The organism is Neisseria sicca, assembly GCF_003044565.1.
Classification (GTDB): domain Bacteria; phylum Pseudomonadota; class Gammaproteobacteria; order Burkholderiales; family Neisseriaceae; genus Neisseria; species Neisseria sicca_A.
Map to the genome: position 1 here is coordinate 623429 of NZ_POXG01000001.1, position 18425 is coordinate 641853.

Annotated in this window: 16 protein-coding genes; 4 read left to right on the forward strand and 12 right to left on the reverse strand. The window is 52.6% G+C overall.

Annotated features, from left to right (window positions below; translation table 11 throughout):
- Window positions 1-24 precede the first annotated feature (24 nt).
- Both DBZ16_RS03410 and DBZ16_RS03415 read right to left on the reverse strand, forming a co-directional pair.
- Entirely contained in the window at window positions 25-1101 is a 1077-nt protein-coding gene (locus DBZ16_RS03410; protein ID WP_240600207.1) for a GNAT family N-acetyltransferase, read from the reverse strand.
- Window position 1102: 1 nt separating this feature from the next.
- Window positions 1103-2218 (reverse strand): carbamoyl-phosphate synthase large subunit, encoded by a 1116-nt coding sequence (locus DBZ16_RS03415; RefSeq protein WP_107812915.1) that lies wholly within the window; start codon window positions 2216-2218, stop codon window positions 1103-1105.
- An 840-nt stretch (window positions 2219-3058) separates the two neighbouring features.
- Between DBZ16_RS03415 and DBZ16_RS03420 the strand changes: the two genes are divergently transcribed.
- The 3 genes from DBZ16_RS03420 (at window position 3059) to pgmB (ending at window position 7468) form a co-directional block, all read left to right on the forward strand.
- On the forward strand, window positions 3059-4411 hold the full coding sequence (locus tag DBZ16_RS03420) for an SLC45 family MFS transporter (RefSeq protein ID WP_107812916.1): 1353 nt from the start codon (window positions 3059-3061) through the stop codon (window positions 4409-4411).
- 120 nt (window positions 4412-4531) lie between these two features.
- A complete protein-coding gene (locus DBZ16_RS03425; protein ID WP_107812917.1) occupies window positions 4532-6790 on the forward strand; it encodes a glycoside hydrolase family 65 protein in 2259 nt (752 codons plus the stop codon).
- Between the two features lie 12 nt (window positions 6791-6802).
- Window positions 6803-7468 (forward strand): beta-phosphoglucomutase, encoded by a 666-nt coding sequence (gene pgmB / locus DBZ16_RS03430; protein ID WP_107812918.1) that lies wholly within the window; start codon window positions 6803-6805, stop codon window positions 7466-7468.
- Window positions 7469-7906: 438 nt separating this feature from the next.
- On the opposite strand, the gene DBZ16_RS03435 is transcribed toward pgmB, so the two are convergent.
- Complete coding sequence (locus DBZ16_RS03435; protein WP_107812919.1) at window positions 7907-9019, reverse strand: ABC transporter permease; 1113 nt, start codon at window positions 9017-9019, stop codon at window positions 7907-7909.
- A gap of 324 nt (window positions 9020-9343) precedes the next feature.
- Between DBZ16_RS03435 and DBZ16_RS03440 the strand changes: the two genes are divergently transcribed.
- A complete protein-coding gene (locus DBZ16_RS03440; protein ID WP_107812920.1) occupies window positions 9344-9790 on the forward strand; it encodes a phage tail protein in 447 nt (148 codons plus the stop codon).
- Between the two features lie 117 nt (window positions 9791-9907).
- On the opposite strand, the gene DBZ16_RS03445 is transcribed toward DBZ16_RS03440, so the two are convergent.
- From DBZ16_RS03445 to ubiE, 9 genes are all read right to left on the reverse strand, one after another.
- Entirely contained in the window at window positions 9908-10600 is a 693-nt protein-coding gene (locus tag DBZ16_RS03445) for an aspartate/glutamate racemase family protein (protein WP_107812921.1), read from the reverse strand.
- Window positions 10601-10763: 163 nt separating this feature from the next.
- Entirely contained in the window at window positions 10764-11288 is a 525-nt protein-coding gene (locus DBZ16_RS03450; RefSeq protein WP_167390258.1) for a GNAT family N-acetyltransferase, read from the reverse strand.
- 38 nt (window positions 11289-11326) lie between these two features.
- Entirely contained in the window at window positions 11327-11677 is a 351-nt protein-coding gene (locus tag DBZ16_RS03455; RefSeq protein WP_107812923.1) for an MmcQ/YjbR family DNA-binding protein, read from the reverse strand.
- 76 nt (window positions 11678-11753) lie between these two features.
- Window positions 11754-15149 (reverse strand): ATP-binding cassette domain-containing protein, encoded by a 3396-nt coding sequence (locus DBZ16_RS16305; RefSeq protein ID WP_107812924.1) that lies wholly within the window; start codon window positions 15147-15149, stop codon window positions 11754-11756.
- Window positions 15150-15188: 39 nt separating this feature from the next.
- Window positions 15189-15569, reverse strand: coding sequence for a VOC family protein (locus DBZ16_RS03465; protein ID WP_107812925.1), 381 nt, complete (start codon window positions 15567-15569; stop codon window positions 15189-15191).
- 46 nt (window positions 15570-15615) lie between these two features.
- Window positions 15616-16119, reverse strand: coding sequence for an SMI1/KNR4 family protein (locus DBZ16_RS03470; protein WP_107812926.1), 504 nt, complete (start codon window positions 16117-16119; stop codon window positions 15616-15618).
- A gap of 2 nt (window positions 16120-16121) precedes the next feature.
- On the reverse strand, window positions 16122-16637 hold the full coding sequence (locus DBZ16_RS03475; protein ID WP_240600211.1) for a hypothetical protein: 516 nt from the start codon (window positions 16635-16637) through the stop codon (window positions 16122-16124).
- Window positions 16638-16791: 154 nt separating this feature from the next.
- A complete protein-coding gene (locus DBZ16_RS03480) occupies window positions 16792-17409 on the reverse strand; it encodes an SUKH-4 family immunity protein (RefSeq protein WP_107812928.1) in 618 nt (205 codons plus the stop codon).
- 204 nt (window positions 17410-17613) lie between these two features.
- Window positions 17614-18351 (reverse strand): bifunctional demethylmenaquinone methyltransferase/2-methoxy-6-polyprenyl-1,4-benzoquinol methylase UbiE, encoded by a 738-nt coding sequence (ubiE, locus tag DBZ16_RS03485; RefSeq protein ID WP_003760056.1) that lies wholly within the window; start codon window positions 18349-18351, stop codon window positions 17614-17616.
- Between the last annotated feature and the right edge of the window lie 74 nt (window positions 18352-18425).

Below are 18425 nucleotides of genomic sequence, written 5' to 3' on the forward strand. Positions count from 1 at the left end.
TCTACTATAAGTTCGATATTGCGTTTACAGTTTGTATTTAATTAGGATTTTTTTGTAATAGCCCTGACTCAATGCGTGTAACAGCTTCCAAATAAGCCGGCGCGCAGGTCGGAGATGGGACGTATAGACTGCCATATATTCGATTTCAGGGACTGCGCCGCGCACTCTTTTGAAATCGGGCGCACCCGAACTGAAATTTAAAGGGACATCCGCTTCTATACAGGTTTGCATGGAACGCGTCATGCAGCGGCGGTATAAGGCATCACTTTGAGGCTTGGCGTCATCGTAGCCGACGATGGGCGAAGTCGCGGTATCGCTGTCGATGGCAACACCGGATACACCGGCACTTTCACCGGTTTCGCTGTCACGCAGTAGAAATAAATTCAAGATGTCGCGCGATACGGCTTCGCGCATAAATTCAACGGTAAATTGTACGTTTTGCTTGGAATATTTGTGCAGATACAGACGGTTGTACCAATGCACCGCCGCTTCAAAATCCGCATCGGGACTGTCGGCACTCAAGCGCTCAAAAACATAACGCCCGTCATTAAATATCTTGCGGTCGCGTTTGGTATTGGTTTTTGCCATGACTGCCTGCCAATCATCCATAATGTAAACCTGCCGCGTCACAATCATTTTCCAACCGATCTGTTCCAGCCGTTCAATCAAATCCTTATGCTGGCGCGGATTCAACGAACGGACGGACAAAGCATGTTTCGGCCATTTTGCGACGGCGGTTTGGGTCAGCTTCGACATTGAGGTCGTCTGAAAAGTCTCGGAGAAGCTATTGGTAGAGAGGCAATAATTGTTCAACGTCACCATGCGGTCGATTTGATTCAGCCGCAGCATGCCGCTTAACGCCGACAACAAACCGGACGCAAGCATACGCTGCCCGACGGGCAACTTGACCAACTCGTCTTTCGCATAATCCACGATTGCCGAATGCGGCGACGCAGTAAAGCAATTCGGCGTTATCCTGTCGATGACCGTGCAGGGAATATCCAAACCGCCGATATTCAAAATCTCGGCGCGGGCATTCATATTGGCGAACAGGCGTTGCAGCGGGATATCTCGGAACAATGCCGCAAATTTATGGGACAAATCAGTTTTCATCGCCGTCAAACTCAATATCGAAAGTGCTGGCGCTGGTTAAAGGTTTATGGTGCCGGATGCTGCGCCACATCATTTCGCCCAATGCCAACCATTGCGCATAGACAGGCAAATCAGCAATCACATCGTCCGCACGTTGGAAGTCCTGCCAAAGCGACGACCATTTTCCCTCTTTCCAAGCCCGATAACCGAAAAGCAGCGGCAAGGTCGCACCGACCCGTAAAGGCTTGGATAGCGCGTTGTGTTCCCGTTGCTGCAAATCCCCTGCCTCGTCAAATATCAAATCTTCACGCAAAAGATGTAAACCGCTGGTCGCACGGGGATTGCATTCCAACACCCACAAATCTTTTCCATCATCAATAAAGTCAAAAGCCGCCTGTCCGTGATACGCGTTTTGCTCGGCAAATTTTGTCACAAATTCGTCCAAACGCGGATCGGAAAGCGGCTCGAAATAGGTTGATGCCGAATCGTTGAGCAGGTAGCGCGGGCGGTAGGCGGCATGCGCCAACACGCTGCCGTGTTCGCAAATCACATAATTACACAGCCCCTGCCCCGTAATAAAATCCTGCTGTACCCAAGGATAATCCGCACTGATATGGATGTTTTTCAGACGACCCTCAGTGACGCCGCGTATCACGGAACGCCCGAAACGCGAATAAACAGGCTTCAATACCGTTTTCTTCACGCTGTCGCATTCGACTTCGCCAACTGATGTGATTCGGCGTGTAACCGGAAAACGTACCGCCGTATCCTGCGGCATCCGCTCGAAAAAACGGAATTTGTCATGCAGAGTAAACAACGTTTCATTATCGGGCATCCAGCATTTAGCACGCTCCAACTCCGGCAAATCCAGCCTCGCCAAATAAAAAATATCTTCACAAGTCGGCACCACGCAATCCGCCTGCGCCACCAGTTCCGCCATAGCGCGCGCATAGCCGGCGAAATCCAAACGCGGCGCAGGAATGCGGCGGTACTCGCCCAATCCGGCAAAAATGCCTACCGGGAAACGCAGGCTGTCGCAAAACACGACCTGATGCCCGCCGCGCTTGGCAAACCGCGCCCATTCCAGCGCAACGGGCGCACGGGGAGAAGTGATGAGGATATTCAATTTTGTATTCCTGAAACGTTTGACTTTGCATCGATAATTTATGTCGTTAGAATGACAGTGTATCACATTGTCAAAAAAGGTCGTCTGAAAACGGGCTGAAACGTTTTCAGACGACCTAAATATTCCATCCAAGAAATCCCTGCCGCCTCTCCAATATCTTCTACGGCAAATAGAACCAATCAGAATAGGGCTTGCAAGCTGTTTCTTTGCTTTTCCACCCAAACTTTGCGGATAGTCAACTATGGTACTTATCGCAACTTGTCAGCATGTATGTTTTAAAACATAATGACTCCGCTTATCTACAACAGATGCTTCACAACAACAATATCATCCCACAGCAAATCGCGCCCCCACTCTTCCAACAAAATCTCCAGCGCGTTTTACTGATGACACGTTACTCAAAACCGGCTGAAAACCAAAGCCCACCGGCTGCGCTTTCTCTCCAAACCAAGTGCGGCGAACGGTTTTTGTTTGACTGTTACTTAAGTGAAAACGCCTTCTCCTTCGTTCATCAAATTTTTTAAATCATTCGTTACTGTTTCGCAGACGGATTTCTTATTTTGTACCCCCCATAACGTCAACGATTATGGATTGTTCGCCGCCTGCCTTACTAAAATTGAACCGATTGGGCAGAATTACCCAAACTGTTGATTAAAAAATAGCTTCATGTGATATGGACAAAAGGTCGTCTGAATCCGTCTTCAGTCTTCGTTTTCAGACGACCCTTGACCCGCGCAACTCAACATCATGCGCCTTCACGGCATACCCCCTTTTTATCGGTATCCATCCATGATGTTTACCGAAACCGGTTTTATTACAAAAAAACGAAAGGACTACCTCATGTCGGACAATACGCAAACAACACGGCAGGGCTTGCCCTCGCTGCCGAAAAGCACGATTTGGATGCTCAGTTTCGGTTTTCTCGGCGTTCAGACGGCCTTTACCCTGCAAAGCTCGCAGATGAGCCGCATCTTCCAGACGCTCGGCGCCGATCCGCACAGCCTCGGCTGGTTCTTTATCCTGCCGCCGTTGGCGGGGATGTTGGTGCAGCCGATTGTCGGCCATTACTCCGACCGCACTTGGAATCCGCGCTTGGGCGGCCGCCGTCTGCCGTATCTGCTTTACGGCACGCTGATTGCGGTCATAGTGATGATTTTGATGCCGAACTCGGGCAGCTTCGGCTTCGGCTATGCGTCGCTGGCGGCCTTGTCGTTCGGCGCGCTGATGATTGCGCTGTTGGACGTGTCGTCGAATATGGCGATGCAGCCGTTTAAGATGATGGTCGGCGACATGGTCAACGAGGAGCAGAAGGGCTACGCCTACGGGATTCAGAGTTTCTTGGCGAATACGGGTGCGGTTGTGGCGGCGATTCTGCCGTTTGTGTTCGCGTATATCGGTTTGGCGAACACTGCCGAGAAAGGCGTCGTGCCGCAGACCGTGGTCGTGGCGTTTTATGTGGGTGCGGCGTTGCTGGTGATTACCAGCGCGTTCACGATCTTCAAAGTGAAGGAATATGATCCGGAGACCTACGCCCGCTACCACGGCATCGATGTGGCGGCGAATCAGGAGAAGACCAACTGGTTCGAACTCTTGAAAACCGCGCCTAAGGCGTTTTGGACGGTTACTCTGGTGCAGTTTTTCTGCTGGTTCGCCTTCCAATATATGTGGATTTATTCCACAGGCGCGATTGCGGAAAACGTCTGGCATGCGACCAATGCGTCTTCCGTAGGCTATCAGGAAGCGGGCAACTGGTATGGTGTATTGGCGGCGGTGCAGTCGGTTGCGGCAGTGATTTGTTCGTTTGTATTGGCAAAAATCCCCAACCGATACCATAAGGTGGGTTATTTCAGCTGCCTGGCTTTGGGCGCGTTTGGCTTTTTCTCCATTTGCTACATCAGTAATCAATACGCGCTGGTGTTGTCTTACACCTTAATCGGCATCGCTTGGGCGGGTATCATCACTTATCCGCTGACGATTGTGACCAACGCTTTGTCAGGCAAACACATGGGCACTTACTTGGGCTTGTTCAACGGCTCCATCTGTATGCCCCAAATCGTCGCTTCGCTGTCGACCGTCAAATTGTTCCCGATGCTGGGCGAGTTGCAGGCCAATATGTTCTTGGTAGGGGGCGTCGCTTTGCTGCTGGGCGCGTTTTCCGTGTTCCTGATTAAAGAAACACGCGGCGGCGCATAATTTTCTTATTTATCGGCAGGAGGGTCGTCTGAAACTTCTGCCGACGCTTTATCCGATTGAATAAGACAAACCGTATTTCAAAACGGTTTGCCATAAAACCATCAAAACAGGAGCTTTACGATGTACACAAGAATCATGGAAATCAGCCCTTGGACGCTGCGTTCGGCAAAACTGAAAAAAGAACACAAACGGCTGCAAGAGAGCCTGACCAGCTTGGGCAACGGCTATATGGGTATGCGCGGCAGCTTTGAGGAAACCTACTCCGCCGACAGCCACTTGGGCACCTACATCGCCGGCGTGTGGTTCCCCGACAAAACCCGCGTCGGCTGGTGGAAAAACGGCTACCCCAAATATTTCGGCAAAGCCATCAACGCGCTTAATTTCAGCAAAGTCAAAATCTTTGTCGACGATCAGGAAGTGGACTTGGCGAAAAACGACGTTGCCGGCTTCTCCGTCGAACTCGATATGCAGCACGGCGTGTTGCGCCGCTCGTTCACCGTATTCGGCGTGCGTTTCGATGTGTGCAAATTCCTGTCCGTCGCGCAAAAAGAGCTGGCGGTTATTCGCTGGGAAGCCGTATCCGTTGACGGCAAAACCCACCAAGTCCGCATCGATTCCATAATCGACGCCGACGTGAAAAACGAAGACTCCAACTACGAAGAAAAATTCTGGCAGGTATTGGACAAAGGCGTTTCAGACGACCGCTCCTACATTGCCACCCAAACCGTCGCCAATCCTTTTGGCGTGGAACAATTCATCGTCAACGCCGAGCAAACCTTCGCCGGCAGCTTCAAAGCCCTCGGCGGCAGCCAAACCGACTGGCAGGTCTCCAATTCTTTTGAAGCCGAAGTCGGCGGTACGCCCGAAACCTTTGAAAAACGGGTTATTGTTACCACCAGCCGCGATTATCAAGGCTTGGAAGCGGTAAAAGCCGCAGGCCGCGCCTTGTCGGAAAAAGTCGCAGGCGTTGCGTTTGAAACCTTGCTGGACGCACACAAAGCAGGCTGGCTACACCGTTGGGAAATCGCCGACGTGGCCATCGAAGGCAGCGACGAAGCGCAGCAGGGCATCCGCTTCAACCTGTTCCAACTGTTCTCCACCTACTACGGCGAAGACGCGCGCCTGAATATCGGCCCCAAAGGCTTTACCGGCGAAAAATACGGCGGCGCGACCTATTGGGACACCGAAGCCTATGCCGTGCCGCTCTACCTCGCACTGGCGGAACCCGAAGTTACCCGCAACCTGCTGCAATACCGCCGCAACCAACTGCCGCAGGCGCAACACAACGCGCGCGAACAGGGCTTGGCGGGCGCACTCTATCCGATGGTGACGTTTACGGGCATCGAGTGCCACAACGAATGGGAAATCACCTTCGAGGAAATCCACCGCAACGGCGCGATTCCTTACGCCATCTACAACTACACCAACTACACCGGCGACGAAAGCTATCTTGCCAAAGAAGGCTTGGAAGTCTTGGTCGAAGTGTCACGCTTCTGGGCGGACCGCGTCCACTTCTCCAAACGCAACGGCAAATACATGATTCACGGCGTAACCGGTCCGAACGAATACGAAAACAACATCAACAATAACTGGTACACCAACACCCTCGCCGCATGGCTATTGGACTACACCCGCGAAGCCTTGGCGAAATACCCGCGTCCGGATTTGAACGTGAGTGCCGCCGAGCTGGAAAAATGGGCGGACATCAGCGCGAATATGTACCGTCCGCATGACGAAGAACTCGGCGTATTCGTGCAGCACGACGGCTTCCTCGACAAAGACATTCGCCCCGTGTCCGCGCTTTCGCCCGACGATTTGCCGCTCAACCAGAAATGGTCGTGGGACAAAATCCTGCGTTCGCCCTTCATCAAACAGGCGGACGTCTTGCAAGGCATCTACTTCTTCGGTGACCGTTTCAATATCGACGAAAAACGTCGCAACTTCGACTTCTACGAACCGATGACCGTGCACGAAAGCTCGCTGTCGCCGTGTATCCACGCCATCCTTGCCGCCGAACTGGGCAAAGAAGAAAAAGCCGTGGAAATGTACCAGCGCACCGCCCGCCTAGACTTGGACAACTACAACAACGACACCGAAGACGGCCTGCACATCACCTCCATGACCGGCTCGTGGCTCGCCATCGTCCAAGGTTTCGCTCAAATGAAAACCTGGGGCGGCAAACTCAGCTTCGCACCGTTCCTGCCGAGTGCGTGGACAGGCTATGCCTTCCACATCAACTACCGCGGCCGTCTGATTAAAGTCGCCGTCGGCAAAGAAAGCGTCGTCTTCACCCTGCTCAAAGGCGAGCCGCTCGATTTGCAGGTGTACGGCAAAGACATCACGCTCAACGGCAGCCACACCGCCGCGTTAAATAAATAAGGAGGATGCAAAATGACTTTTACCGCAGTGCTCTTTGACCTCGACGGCGTCATCACCGACACCGCCGAATACCACTACCGCGCATGGAAAAAGCTCGCCGAAGAACTGGGCATCAGCATCGACCGCAAGTTTAACGAGCAGCTCAAAGGCGTGTCGCGCGACGATTCGCTCAAACGCATCCTCGCACACGGCGGCAAAACCGTCGGCGAAGCCGAGTTCGCCGAACTGACCCGCCGCAAAAACGACAACTACGTCGAAATGATTCAGGCGGTCAAACCCGAAGACGTGTACCCCGGCATTTTGCCGCTGCTGGAAGCATTGAGGGCAAACGGCAAAAAAATCGCCCTCGCGTCTGCCAGTAAAAACGGCCCGTTCCTACTCGAACGCATGGGACTGACCCACTTCTTCGACGCCGTCGCCGACCCCGCCGCGGTCGCGCATTCCAAACCCGCCCCCGACATCTTCCTCGCCGCCGCCGAGGGCGTGGGCGCAGACATCCGCCGCTGCATCGGCATCGAAGACGCCGCAGCCGGCGTCGCCGCCATCAAAGCCGCCGGCGCCTTGCCCATCGGCGTGGGCAAAGCCGAAGACTTGGGCAGCGACATCGCGCTGGTGTCCGGCACCGCCAAGCTGACCTACGCCTATCTACAAAACGTGTGGGAACAGTCGGGCAGGTAAAGCGTATCAGGTAAAGTGTTAAGGAAATAAAAAGGTCGTCTGAAAACCTGAATCTGGGTTTTCAGACGACCTTTTGTTTATCTTTCACACAAATAAAATTTGCCGCAACGGCTTCAGAATGTGCGTTCTCCTGTTGGAGCGACCTTTCAGAAGATTTTTTGCGAAACCTAGAAACCTAAATGTAAGCCTGCGGCTTACTGCCCTCTCCCTAACCCTCTCCCGCGGGGAGAGGGAACAAAATTGGCTGGAAATCCCAAAATGGCTGAGGTTCGGCATCCTCAATCCCTCTCTCACTGGAAAAAGGGAGAAATTGGCTGGAAATCCCAAACACGGTTGGGTTTCGGTATCCTCAATCCCCTCTCCCCGTGGGAGAGGGTTAGGGAGAGGGCCGCGAACCGTCAGGTTTGCTTTTTAGCGATCGTTGGCTTGACGACCTCATCAACCCTGCCTCTCCAACATCCCTTGAAACCGCAATAATGCCAGCCATAAGAATCCTACGCCGATACAGCCCATGATCAGCATATGCCCCCACACGATTTCAATCCCCGCGCCGCGGAACAGGATGTCTTGCGAAAATTTGACGAACTGCGTCAGCGGCCAATATTCGCTGATCAGTTGCGCCGCGTACGGCATGTTGCTGCGCGGGGATGCGCCGCCGGCAAACAGGTTCATCACGATATACACCGGCAGCATCAGCATTCCGAACTGTCCCATCGTCGATGCGAAGGTGGCAATCATGATGCCCAGCGACGCTACCGAAAACAGGAACAACGCCAGCCCCACCGCATAAAGCGGCACCGAGCCGATGAGCGGCACGCCTATGCTCAAATGCACGATAAACCAAAGCGACGACAACGCCGCCACCCAAATCACAGCGGCATTTGCCAGCACTTTGCCCATCATCAATTCGAACGCATTGACCGGCATCACCAGCAAATGCTCGATTGTGCCGCGTTCGCGTTCGCGGATAACCGCCGCCCCCGTCAATAAAATCAGCAACATACACGACATCGAGCCGATTTGCGAAGTCGGCATGAACCACGCGCTCTCGCCGTTGGGATTGTAATAAGTATTGATGACGGGATTGATTAACTCCGGTCGCGTCACGCCGGTGAATTCGTAAATTTCGCGGTTGATAATTTGCGAAAGATACGACGCACCCACCCCCGCCTGCGTCATCGACGTCGCATCAACCAAAAGCTGCAAATCAGGATTGCGCCCCGCCGCCATGTCGCGCTGAAAATTGGGCGGTACTTCCAAAATAAAGGTGAACTCGCCTTTATCCATCAATTCGTCCGAATCTTCGCGCCGCACGTCCTCTACCGGTTTGAAAAACGGATGCTGCACGGCATCGCGGATACGCATGGACAAAACCGAACGGTCTTGGTCGATGATGCCGACAGTGGCGTTTTTCAAATCCGCGCCCACCTGCGCCATCTGATAAATCGTGGCGGTAAAGATATACCCAATCAGCACCATCAGCACCGGATCAGTCAGCACACTGCGGAACTCTTTGAGCATCAGGGTCAGAATGTTTTTCAGGGTACGCATGGGGATTCCTGTTGGTAGATTGCTTTCTCAAAGGCCGTCTGAAAAATTGTTCGGCTGTTTTTCAGCTTTACAGCCTCGGTTTTCCCATTAAAAATCCGGCAGCAGGTTCGCCGTGTACACACAATAGAGTCTGTTTTTCCCTAAAAAATCCGTCGAAACGCATCGGATAAAGTCAATGCTTATGGAATCGGCTACCACGCTGATTGGTCAATCCGACTCGTTTAGTCAGACCGACGATGTATAATTATGTTTTTCAAATAAGGTCTTTGGGATCCGCTTTGATTTCAGACGACCTATTTCATCAATCCAATCTAAGGAACTATGATGTCCGTCAAACCTTTACTGCTCTGCCTGCTTCTCGCTTCCCCTGCCGCTTTTGCCGGCAATCTGTCCTGCCATGAAAGCCCGAAATCTACGGGCAACCCCGAACTCGATGCCATCGTGACCCGCTACGAATGCCGTTATACCGGTTCGCTGCAACAAGCCTATTCCGCCTTTATGAAGCAAGGTTACAACGGCGAAGCGCCCTACCCTAAAACCGTTCCTTCCACCCTGCCGCGCAAAAACCTGACCTTGAACAAAAAAGAAAAAATGGAATGCGGCAACGAACCCGAAATTTCCGAATGGTCTCTCAAACTGCGCCGTAAAAATCCCAATCATATCGATATGAAATACCAAGGTTCGGATTGCGCTTCAGCCATTACTACCGAGACGGAATTTAACCGCAAAGGCAAAACCGTCAACATTATTCACAAAGTTTACTCCTCATAAGCGGATAACATCCATATCGTGAAATTTGGCGTTTGCCGCATCATGGGTGGGACTACGGATAAACTGATACGAAATGGCAAATCCACTCCGTAGCAGTTTAATCAGGAGTCCCACTTATTATTCCGCCAGCGCCGCATCCACTGCCGAGAGCGCATGGATGGCGGTGCTGTCGAACACGGGCAGCGGGCTGTCGGTTTCGTTCACAAGCAGGCAGATTTCGGTGCAGCCGAGTATCACGCCCTGCGCGCCTTCGTTTTTCAGACGACCTATCACGTCGTAAAAGTAGCGGGCGGATTCGGGGCGGATGCGGTTCAGGCACAGTTCGTCAAAAATAATGCGGTGGATTTCGTCTTGTTCGGCGGCGGTTGGAGCTATGGTTTGTACGCCCTGCGAAATCATGCGCTCAGTGTAAAAACCGTCGCTCATGGTAAAGTGCGTGCCGAGCAGGCCGACGGCGGACAAGCCCTGCCGTTTGATGGCGGCGGCGGTGGCATCGACGACGTGCAGCAAGGGGATGCCGGCTGCCTGTTCGATGGCGGGGGCGACTTTGTGCATGGTGTTGGTGGCGAGCAGCAAAAAATCCGCGCCGCCCACTTCCAGCTTCCGCGCGCTTTGCGCCAACACGTTTCCCGCCGCCGCCCAATCGCCGCTTTTCTGCAAACGGACGATTTCTTCAAAATCCACGCTGTCGAGCAAGATTTTGGCACTGCGGTTGCCGCCCAAACGGCGGTTGGTTTCGCGGTTGATGATTTGGTAGTAGAGCACGGTGCTTTCGGGACTCATACCGCCGATGATGCCTATGGTTTTCATGTTTTCTCCTGAAATTTAATAAATATAGTGGATTAAAATAAAAATGAGACAAGGCGGCAACGCCCGCCGTGTACGGGTAGTACATAAGGGCGTTGGCAACACCGTATCATTGCAATTTTAATCCACTATAAAGTCTGAAAAGCTCAAGACAAGAAAGCACATCCTACGGCTGTTGCGGCATTTCTTTTTCAAAACGGAAGAAATATTCAAACGCTTCATCTTGCCCCATTGCTTGCGGTCTAGTGGTATCGGGGTGGTGCGGATTAAAAAACTCTACGATTTTAAAGCCGCATTTATTGACGTAGAAATGGATGTTGCGCTTCTCAAAATACGGCGTATGCGTTTCCCACACGCGTACTTCGGGGTGCAGCCGCTCTATCGCCCGCCACGCTTTCCCGCCCAAGCCGCTCCCGTGTTTCTGCGGGAACATAAACAGTAAATCCAACGAACCGCGCTCCGTTTCAGCATTGACGACAATTACCGCGCCGCCTGTTTTTTCGCCGTCGGCAACAATGTGATAGCTCTCTGCTTTAGGTGCATTCATGGATTCTTCGATTTCTTCTCGGCTGATAACTTCTTCTCCGTCGTCCAAATCGTCTGCCACCGCCAATCTGAACGACTGCTGCAAGGCGCGGATAAACTCGTCTTTTTCGTGTTCTTGAACGGGGATAAGGGTAATGTCAGTCATCATGTTCTCTTGTATCTAATGTGTGGAGTTAATCAATCCTAGCGCGTCAGCACGAAGCTGTCATCTATCAGCCGCCACACGTTTTCTGCGGGCGTTTGCGCCAATACGATGCTCAACCAATGTTCTTTGTTCATGTGGTAGGCGGGCAAGATGCCTGCCGTCGCGCGCCATGCGCCGATGTGTTCGGGGCGGCATTTGACGTTGACGATTTCCGTCAGACCGCCCTCGCCCATGCCCAGTTTTTCAGACGGCACGGGCATATAAAGGCAGAACCATTTGCGGTTGCCCGTGTGGCGGAACACGGCAAAGTCGGGGAATTTCGCCCACGGATATTCTGCCACCGCGCCGTAGCGTTCGGCCAGTCCGTCAAACAGGGTTATTCGGTTCATGGCGTTTCTTCCTTTATAGTGGGTTAAGGAACAAATCAGGCATCAAGACCCGCCTGCTGAGTTTTCAGACGACCTCTCACTTCTCCTGTTTCTTCAACAACACGCACGCCAGAATCAGGCTGGTGGCGGCAAAAGCGGCGATGGCGGCGTATTCATGGAGCAGGTCGGCGGTGTGCAGCCCTTTGGTGAAGCTGCCGACGCTGACGGTGTAGTACCACGACGACGGGAAGGTTTTGCCGATAATCAGCGCGCCACCTTCCATGGTGGACAGCGGGTAGAGAAAGCCGGAATAGGTTTGCGCGGGGATCATAGTGATGATGGCGGTGGCGAAGATGGCGGCAAGCTGGGAGCGCACGAAGCAGGAAATCAAAAGCCCCAGCGCGGTGGTGGCGGACACCATCAAGAGCGTGCCGATGGCGAGTCCGGCAAACGAGCCTTTGAGCGGCACGCCGAACAAGTAAATAATCATCAGCATCATGGCGGCGAAGTTGACCATGCCGACGGCGATATAGGGAAGCTGTTTGCCGATCAGATATTGCGCCACGGCGGCAGGCGATGCGTAGAAATTGGCGATAGAGCCGATTTCGCGTTCGCGCACCACGCCGACCGCCGACATCATGGCGGGGATCATCATCAACACCAGCATCATCACGCCCGGAGCGATGGCGTTAATACTGTCGAAATCCTGATTGTACATAAAGCGCGGTTCGATGCCGGCGGGGGCTTTGAGCGAAACGGGCAGCCCGCTTTCGGCGATGCGGTCTTTAGTGTAGGCGGTAATCAGGCTGCCGATGTAGCCGCGGATATTGGTGGCGTTAAACGGCATGGAGCCGTCCACATAAAAACCGACTTCGGGTTTGAGCCCGCGTGCCAAATCGCGCCCGAAACCGCTCGGAATATCGATGACCAATATGGCACCGGAGCTTTTGAGCACGGTGTCGATTTCGGCTTCGGACTGTATCGGCGGCTGTTGGAGGAAGTAGCGCGAACCATCGAAATATTCGACCAGCTCGCGGCTGGCGGCAGTTTGGTCGCGGTCGTAAACGGCGAATTTCAGATTCCGCACGTCAAACGAAATCCCCCATGATACCGACGCCATGATAATCAACGGGCCGAACACGGCGAAAAACAGGCGGATTTTGTCGCGCAAAAGCTCTTTGGCTTCGCGGCGGGCGAAGGTCCAAATCATGGAAAAACGGTATTTGAAATTTTGGGTGTCGGGCGTTACCGACGGAATTTCAGACGGCCTCGGATGGTGTTTTTCAGGGTCGTCTGAAAACTGCGAATGCCCGTTATCCGATGCCATTTCCGCGTGCGTGGCTTGCGCCACCGTAGCCATAGGTTGGGTCGAGACCCAACTTGCCGAATCCGAAAGCATTGTTGGGTCTTGACCCAACCTACCCTGTTCAAAATACACGCCGTCGCCGTCTGTATTTTGACGAAACTCGCTTTGTTCACTTTCAGACGACCTTGCGTTCTGTTCATACTGGTCGTCTGAAAAATCAGCTGCCGCAGCCGTAGGTTGGGTCGAGACCCAACTTGCCGAATCTGAAGGAATCGTTGGGGCTTGACCCAACCTACCTTTTTCGGAATGCACGCCATCTGCGTTTTGGCGAAACTCGCTTTGTTCGTTTTCAGACGACGTTGCGTTTTGTTTATACAGGTCGTCTGAAAAATCAGCCACCGTAGCCGTAGGTTGGGTCGAGACCCAACTTGTCGAATCCGAAAGCATTGTTCGGTCTTGACCCAACCTACCCCGTTCGAAATGCACACCATCTGTATTTTGACGAAACTCGCTTTGCTCACTTTCAGACGACTTTGCGTTCTGTTCATACTGGTCGTCTGAAAAATCAGCCGCCTTAGCCGTAGGTTGGGTCGAGACCCACCTTGTCGAATCCGAAAGCATTGTTGGGTCTTGACCCAACCTACCTTGTTGGGAATGCCCATTATCCGATTCCGCCTCAATCAGATACTGCACAAACGCTTCTTCCAAATCCGGCGCATTCTGCCTTGCCGCCAGTTCGGCGGGCGTGCCCACCGCCAGCACGCGGCCTTTGTGCATAAAGGAAATGCGGTCGCAGCGGGCGGCTTCGTTCATAAAGTGGGTCGAAACGAAAATGGTGATTTTGTCTTCGCGGGAGAGTTTCAGAAGATGCCGCCAGAACATATCGCGCGCGGCGGGATCGACCCCCGAAGTCGGTTCGTCCAGAATCAATACTTCAGGGTGATGCAAGCAGGCGGCGGCAAGTTGCAGGCGTTGGCGGATGCCCAGCGGCAGCGATGCGGGCGCGGTGTCGGCAACGTCCGCCAAATCAAACTGTTGCAGGGCCTCTTCCACCGCCGCCGCGCCTTTAGCGCCCATCTGGTAGAGTCTGGCGTGCAAATCCAAATTGCGGCGCACGCTCAACTCTTCATACAGCGAAAACGCCTGCGACATATAGCCGACGCGCATTTTCGTGTCCAAGCCGCCCGCGTCTATCGGCTTGCCCAACAGCGTGGCGTCGCCTTCGGTCGCTTCCAACAAACCGGTCAGCATTTTCATGGTGGTGGACTTGCCGCAGCCGTTGCTGCCGAGAAAGCCGAAAATCTCGCCTTTTTGAATGGTAAAGCTGACATGATCCACAGCAGTGAAATCGCCGAAACGCTTGGTCAGCCCGTGCGCTTCCATCGCGGGCGGCGCATTGGGCTCGGGGACGAACGGCGTAATGTCCAAACCACCCGAACCCTGCTGTTTCTCCGGCGGCAGCATTTTGACGTAGGCCTCTTCCAACACGTCGGTGCCATAACCCGCCAGCACATCGGCAGTGGGCTTGTTTTCCAGCAGCCTGCCCGCGTCCATCGCCAGCAGCCGCTCGAAACGCTGCGCCTCTTCAATATAGGCGGTCGCCACAATCACGGTCATGCCCGCGTGTTCCCGCCGCAAATCGTCCACCAACGCCCAAAACTGGCGGCGCGACAAAGGATCCACGCCCGTGGTCGGTTCGTCCAGAATCAGCAAATCCGGGCTGTGTACCAGCGCGCAGCACAAACTCAGCTTCTGCTTCATCCCGCCCGATAGCTTGCCCGCCGCCCTGCCGGAAAACGGCGCAAGGCGGGTCGCCTCCATCAGCCGCGCAATCTGCCGCGTGCGTTCCTGCCCGTCCAAACCAAACAGCCGCGCGTGAAAATCGATATTCTCATACACCGACAACGTAGGATACAGGTTGCGCCCCAAACCCTGCGGCATAAAGGCGATGCGGTGCGACAAGTCCCGCCGCACGTCCTTGTCCGCCATATCGCCGCCCAACACTTCCACCCGTCCGTCCTGAATCACCTTCACCCCCGCCATCAGCGAGAGCAACGTCGATTTACCCACGCCGTCCGGCCCGATCAAACCGACCGTCGCGCCTTTCGGAATGTCCAGCGACACATCGTCAAGCGCAAGGGTCTTGCCGTAGCGGTGGGAAAGGTTTTGGATGGAAACGGTATTCATGATGCAGCCTTTTTTGCAGAAAACGGGATTTCAGACGACCTATTCGTAACGGCTGATTTCCAAAAGATTGCCGTCAGGGTCGCGCAAATAAACCGACCGTATCGCGCCGACCGCTCCCGTGCGCGGAACAATCCCGCTGATGGCTTCCACACCGTACGAAGCCAATTCTTCCAAAACCTGCTCCAACGGCGTCTCCGTCAACAAACACAAATCCGCCGTACCGCAGGCAGCATTTTCAGCATGAGGCACAACTTCCGCCCCGCGCATGTGCAGATTGATTTTCTGCCTGCCAAACAACAAAGCCTTACGCCCCTCGCCAAACGTGATTTCTTCCATACCCAAAATACGGGTGTAAAAATCAATACTGCGGGAAATATCGGCAACGGTTAAAACCAAATGATCCAGCGAAGTAATCTTCATTTTTGTATCTCCTTAGTTTTGTTTTGGTCTGATCGCAAGCAACGAATCAATCAGGCTTCCGACTTAAAACTTCTGCCAACGTTTTACCCGCAGGCGTGTATTCGCCTTCTTTTTCTCCGTAGAAGCCCGAATCCGCCAACACAATCTGTAAATCGTCAGGCTGGCGGAAATCATAAGCATAAAATACACCGCCGCCGTCAAAGGCAACCGGCAGGAAATGTGGGGCGTAAAACCAAAATTCGTAACTAAAATAAAATTCCACCACGTCTTTCGGCGAAAAATAGCCGAATTCTCGCCCGTTTCCTTCGATTTCGCCGCTTACGGCATAACGCCAAAGCTGCTCCATCTCTTCGGGAATATAAAAATAATCAGGCAGCCGCAGACCGGTGGCGGCAAATTTCTCCGCCACACCCGCTTCGGGGAAAGTCTGCGTCAAAGCACAAATACTTTCATCGCCAATGTGCTTGTCCGCCGTCTGAAAAAAACACGCCAAATCCTCATCAGATGCGGGCGCTTCGCGGCTGAGAAAGTTAAATTTCTCGTACCACATCTTTAAAAGCTTGTTCCCGGCCTTGCGCAATAGTTTGCCGTAAGTTTTTTGGTTGGGCGGACACCGTCTTTTTCCTCATGACCGATATGGTAAACCTCAATGTCGCATCCATCTTCCTCTGACAGATAGCGGACTTCATAAGCCTCGCCTGCCTTAGGTGTGAAAGAAGCGGCAACTCGGCAACTATAATGTTGATTTCTCGTTTGAGACGAAAATGCGCCGTCCAAAACCACAGGCTGATTCCCCGATACGACCATCTCGCGATAAGAATCACGGAAAACGAATCCGGTGTCTTTTTCCGTTTTACGGCTCAACTCGGTAGGCGGAATACCGATCGAAATATTCCTAACCTTACGCGGCAATCCGTTGACAAAACGACGGTTTACCGCGTTCCGTTTTGTTCCCTCCCATTTTGCGCAGTCCGTTTCAGGATATATGCGGATCAAATCCGAACCGTATGAACCATACGAGCGGATTTGTGCCTGAATGCCCGGATCGAAAGAAACGTTTTTCTTCACAACCTGACTCTGCATCGAGCCACACGCCGACAACAGTAAAACAGAACCCAAGAGTACAACTGATTTCATTATTTTCTCCAAATTTTCAAAATATAAATGATAAACAAGATTGCAACGTAGTCGGTCATTCCAAAAAGTCGTCTGAAAAACCGTCCTAACTGTTTTCAGACGGCCTCTCGACCTCCAAATAACGATGCTCCGGCATACCGACATCCCGCGTAACCGGATTATCCATCAACGGAAAAAAGCCGTCCTCCAGCTCATACAGCAACTGTCCCCAAAAAGCATCTTCCGCAGCCGCCTCAGGATCAGCTTGCTCCAGCCAACGGGTCAAGTTTTCGGCTATCTCTCTATCTTTTGGCAACCCGCCTTTCACAACAAAGCCTGACTTGAGCTGAAACACCGCCGCCATCAAACGGCAATAAGTCTGCACAAACAAATCCAAACTGCTGTTGGCAAACACCAGCTCCTTATCCCAAGCATTTTCCGCTTCGGGCGAATACAGCCATACCCGACCGTCTGCACCAACGACAAAATAAGCCCCGCCATAACCATACTTACCGAAACAACGCGCCTCGCCAAGCGGTGTATCGATAGACACCGTTTCATCGGAAAAGCGGACGAAATAAAAACGGGCGGGCGGATAGCCTGTCAAAAGCGCAATCACATCGCGACAATAATCTTCAAGCGACGCCTTCTTATCCGAAACATAATCGGCAGAACTGCTTATCGCAATACCGTCAGCAGTTAAAGCACGGTACAAATCAAACATACGGTTTCCTTGTTTTCAGACGACCTCATGCCATCGAATGCAACGATAAACATCACCTTATTTATCTAAAGGATACAACGAACAAAGGTCGTCTGAAAACCTTGTTAATCGGTTTTCAGACGACCCTTTTCCAGTTATTGATATGAAGCGACTTCTTTTAAATAATCTATTCGTATCAAACAGATAGTTCAGCCAAGTCCAATATCAGAACTTCACGCCTTTATGTAAGGCTACGATGCCTGCGCTCATGTTATGGTAATCGACGCTGTCGAAACCGGCATCCAGCATCATTTGTTTCAAGGTTTCTTGATCGGGGTGCATGCGGATGGATTCTGCCAGATATTGATAGCTGTCTGCGTCTTTGGCAATGAGTTTACCCATGACCGGCAGTAGTTTGAAGGAATACAAATCGTATGCGCCTTCCAGTGGTTTGTAGACTTTGGAAAATTCCAATACCAAGAGCGTTCCGCCCGGTTTGAGCACGCGGTACATTTCTTTGAGGGCGGCATCTTTGTGGGTCATGTTGCGCAGACCGAAGGCGACGGAAACCAGGTTAAAATAATTGTCAGGAAACGGTAATTTTTCGGCATCGGCAAGCGATACGGGCAAAATCAAACCTTCGTTAAGCAGCCTGTCGCGGCCGACGGTCAGCATGGAGGAGTTGATATCGGTCAGCCAGACTTCGCCCTCTTTGCCCACACGCTTGGCCCAGCCGCGCGACAAGTCTCCTGTACCACCGGCGATATCCAGCACTTTATCGCCCTTTTTCAGACGAGCGGTATTGATGGTGAAATGTTTCCAAACGCGATGCAGGCCGGCAGACATGACATCATTCATGATGTCGTAGTTTTTGGCTACGGAATGGAACACTTCAGCCACTTTACCTGCCTTTTCTTCTTCGTTTACGGTAGTGAAACCGAAATGGGTTTTGTGGTCGCTCATAGAGGCTCTTTCCTAAAATAATCTGTAATCAATATGGTTTAAACGGTATTTCGATTTTCAGACGACCTTGTTCT